The sequence below is a fragment of the Streptomyces sp. NPDC002785 genome (assembly GCF_040295565.1).
Classification (GTDB): Bacteria; Actinomycetota; Actinomycetes; order Streptomycetales; family Streptomycetaceae; genus Streptomyces.
In genome coordinates, this window is the sequence record NZ_JBEOVN010000332.1 from 1 (window position 1) to 4327 (window position 4327).

The 4327-nt window shown below is 72.5% G+C and carries 2 protein-coding genes; both read left to right on the forward strand.

Annotated elements, in window-relative coordinates:
- Window positions 1–2857 (forward strand): SDR family NAD(P)-dependent oxidoreductase (locus ABTZ94_RS36400; protein ID WP_351207550.1); only part of this gene is annotated, 2857 nt, incomplete at its 5' end.
- A gap of 26 nt (window positions 2858–2883) precedes the next feature.
- Window positions 2884–4327, forward strand: a 1444-nt coding sequence (locus ABTZ94_RS36405; RefSeq protein ID WP_351207552.1) for a type I polyketide synthase, incomplete at its 3' end; no start/stop codon positions are given.

Consider the following 4327-nt stretch of genomic DNA (forward strand, 5'->3'; position numbering starts at 1 on the left):
GTCGGAGGACGAGGTTGTGCCGTTGTTGACCGAGGGTGTGAGCATTGCCGCGCTCAACGGTCCGCAGTCGGTGGTGATCGCGGGTGATGAGGACGCGGCGCTGGAGATTGCGGCCGGCTTCGAGGCGCAAGGCCGCAAGACGAAGCGACTGACGGTCAGTCATGCGTTTCACTCGCCCCGTATGGATGGCATGTTGGAGGCGTTCCGCGAGGTCGCGGAGGGTCTGTCGTACGAGGCTCCGCGCATTCCGATCGTTTCCAATCTGACCGGTGCGCTGGTCTCTACCGAGGAGATCGCCAGCCCCGATTTCTGGGTCCGGCATGTCCGCGAGGCCGTTCGCTTCCTCGACGGCATCCGTGCGTTGGAGGCGCAGGGCGTCACCATGTTCGTCGAACTCGGCCCCGACGGGGTACTCACCGCCATGGCGCAGGAATGCGTGACCGGCACCGCCGGATCGGCGTTCACCGCTGCCCTGCGCGCCGGCCGTCCCGAACCCGAGGCGCTCATGCATGCCGTGGCCCAGGCAGTCGTACGAGGCGCGGCCCCGGACTGGGCGGCGTTCTTCGCCGGGACCGGTGCCGCACGCATCGAGCTGCCGACGTACGCGTTCCAGCCGAGCCGGTACTGGCCCGAGGCTGACGGTGCCGCGGCGACGTCCGGGCCGCTCGCCGCGGAAGCGGTGGACGCGCGGTTCTGGGAGGCCGTGGAGCGTGAGGACCTGGAGTCGCTCGCAGCCGAACTGGCGGTGGAGGGCGAGCAGCCGTTCAGCGCGGTGCTGCCCGCCCTCTCCTCGTGGCGGCGCAGGCAGCAGGAGCGTTCCGCGGTGGACAGCCGGATGTACCACGTCAGCTGGAAGCCCCAGCCGCAGTCCGGCACACCTGCCCTCACCGGGACCTGGCTGACGGCCGTCCCCGCGAGCCTCGCGGACGACGCCCGTATCGGCGCGGTCGCCGACGACCTGGCACGGCGCGGGGCGCGGATCGTGCGCGTCGAGCTGGACACGGCCGACACCGAGCCGACGGCGCTGGCCGACCGGCTGGCGTCCTTGGCCGACGGGCCGGTCGTCGGTGTGTTCTCGCTGCTGGGGCTGGACGAGCGGCCGCACCCCGAACACCCGGAGGTGCCGGTCGGCCTGGCACTGACCGGTGCGCTGGCCGAGGCGCTGGCGCAGCGCGAGGAGTACACCGCCGCACGGCTGTGGTGCGCCACCCGCGGTGCGGTGTCCGTCGGTGCGTCCGATCGGCTGAACAGCCCCGCGCAGGCGCAGATCTGGGGCCTGGGCCGGGCTGTCGCCCTGGAGCAGCCGGAGCGATGGGGCGGCCTGGTCGACCTGCCGGAGACGCTGGATGTGCGGGCGCTGTCCCGGCTGGCCGGTGTGCTCGCCGGCGCCCACGGCGACGAGGACCAGGTGGCGATCCGCGCCGCCGGGCCCTTCGTACGGCGGCTGGCGCACCGGACCGCAGCCGGCGACGGCGTGGAGTGGACGCCACGCGGCACCGTTCTGGTGACCGGCGGCACCGGCGCGCTGGGCAAGCACGTGGCCCGCTGGCTGGCGGGCCACGGCGCCGAGCGCCTGGTGCTGCTCAGCCGCCGGGGCCCCAACGCCCCCGGCGCGGCCGAGATCGTGGCCGAACTGTCCGGAACCGACACCACGGTGACCGTCGAGGCATGCGACGTGGCCGACCGCGAGGCGCTGGCCACACTGGTCGACAAGCTGGCGGCGGACGGTGCCCCGGTACGGTCCGTGGTGCACGCCGCGGGCGTGTCCCAGGTGCCCGGCACCGGGACCGAACTCCCCGAGTTCGCCTCCGTCGTGGCGGCCAAGACGATCGGCGCGATCCATCTGGACGACCTCTTCTCCGGCGACACCGAGGACCGTACGCTCGACGCCTTCATCCTCTTCTCGTCGATCGCCGGCGTGTGGGGCAGCGGCGGTCAGGGCGCGTACTCTGCGGCCAACGCCTTCCTCGACGCGCTCGCCGAGCAGCGCCGGGCACGGGGCCTGACCGCCACCTCGGTGGCCTGGGGCCCGTGGGCGGACGGCGGCATGGCCACCGAGGGCGACGCCTCCGAGCAGCTCAGCCGACGCGGCCTGCCGCCGATGTCGGCGGAGCTCAGCATGGTCGCGCTGCGTCGGGTGCTGTCCAGTGACGAGACGGCCGCGACCGTGGCCGACGTCGACTGGGAGCGCTTCGCCCCCGTCTTCACCGCGGCCCGACCGCGCCCGCTGATCGACGACCTTCCACAGGTCCGTGCCGCCCTGCGGGACAGCACGGAGGGCAAGGACGCGGCGGACGCCGGGGGATCGGCACCGGCGCTGCGCGAGCGGCTGGCGGGGATGACCGAGGGCGAGCGGCAGGACGCGGTGCTGGAGGTGGTCCGCGGGCATGTGGCGACGGCCCTCGGCCACGCCTCCGCCGCCGACGTCGAGGCCGGACGCGCCTTCAACGAGCTGGGCTTCGACTCGCTCACCGCCGTCGAACTGCGCACCAAGCTGGGCGCGGCGACCGGGCTCCGGCTGCCTGCCAGCCTCGTCTTCGACTACCCGACCCCCCAGGCCCTGGCCGACCAGCTGCTGCGCGAACTGATCCCGGACAGCTCGGGTACCGGCCCGGCTGCAGTGGTCGACACCGACCCCCAGGACGCCCAGTTGCGCAGGACCCTGGCCACCATCCCGATGAGCAGGATCCGGGAGGCCGGACTGCTGGAGCCGATGCTCCAACTGGCCAACCCCCAAGCGGCGACACCCGCCGCGAGCCGCGCCGATGACACCGCCGAATCCATCGACGAGATGGACGTCCAGCACCTCATCGACATGGCGCTCGACCTCGACAGCCTCGACGACACCGAATCCTGACGCGGCCCAAAGCACGGAGTATCAAGATGACAACCCCCAACGAAAAACTCGTTGAAGCGCTGCGGGCCTCGCTCAAGGAGACCGACAGGCTGCGCCGGCAGAACCAGCAGCTCACCGAGGCGTCCCGGGAGCCCATCGCCATCGTCGGCATGAGCTGCCGGTACCCGGGCGGCGTACGGTCGCCCGAGGATCTGTGGCGGCTGGTCGACCGGGGCGGCGACGCCATCTCCGGCTTCCCGGAGGACCGCGGCTGGGACATCGAGTCCCTGTACGACCCGGACCCGGACCGCGAGGGCACCTTCTACGCCCGCGGCGGCGGCTTCCTCCACGAGGCCGCGGAGTTCGACCCCGGCTTCTTCGGTATTTCGCCGCGCGAGGCGCTGGCCATGGACCCGCAGCAGCGGTTGCTGCTGGAGACGTCGTGGGAGGCGTTCGAGCGGGCCGGTATCGACCCGGCGGCCGTTCGCGGTTCCCGTGCCGGCGTGTTCGTCGGCGCCTCCGCCCAGGCGTACGGCGCGGGCGATTACGACCTTCCGGAAGGCGTCGAGGGGCACCTGCTCACCGGCACCGCCTCCAGCGTGGTCTCCGGGCGGCTCTCGTATGCCTTCGGCCTGGAGGGCCCGGCGGCCACCATCGACACGGCCTGCTCGTCCTCGTCCGTCGCGCTGCACCTGGCGGTGCAGGCACTGCGCAACGGCGAGTGCTCCCTGGCGCTCGCTGCCGGCGTCACCGTGCTGGCCTCCCCGGACGTCTTCGTGGAGTTCAGCCGTCAGCGTGGGCTGTCCGCCGACGGTCGGTGCAAGTCCTTCGCCGCGTCTGCCGACGGTACGGGCTGGTCCGAGGGTGTCGGTGTGCTGCTGGTCGAGCGGCTCTCGGACGCCCGGCGCAACGGCCACCAGGTGCTGGCCGTCGTGCGCGGCTCGGCCGTCAACCAGGACGGTGCGAGCAATGGCCTGACGGCTCCCAACGGGCCCGCGCAGCAGCGCGTCATCCGCCAGGCGCTGGAGAACGCCCGGCTCACCCCCGCCGACATCGACGCCGTCGAGGCGCACGGCACAGGTACGACGCTGGGTGACCCGATCGAGGCGCAGGCGCTCCTGGCCACCTACGGCCAGGACCGTCCCGAAGGCCGCCCGTTGTGGCTGGGCTCGCTGAAGTCCAACATCGGGCACACCCAGAACGCCGCCGGTGTCGCAGGCATCATCAAGATGGTCATGGCGATGCGCCATGGCGTGCTGCCGCAGACGCTGCACGTCGACGAGCCGTCTCCGCACGTCGACTGGGCAGAGGGAGAGGTCTCGCTGCTGACGGAGGCGGTGGCGTGGCCGGAGACCGGACGCCCGCGCCGATTCGGCGTCTCGTCCTTCGGCGTGTCCGGCACTAATGCGCACACGATCATCGAGCAGGCGCCGGTTGAGGAGGCGGCTGCGGTTGTTTCGGGGGCGGGTGTGGTTCCGCCGGTGGTGCCGG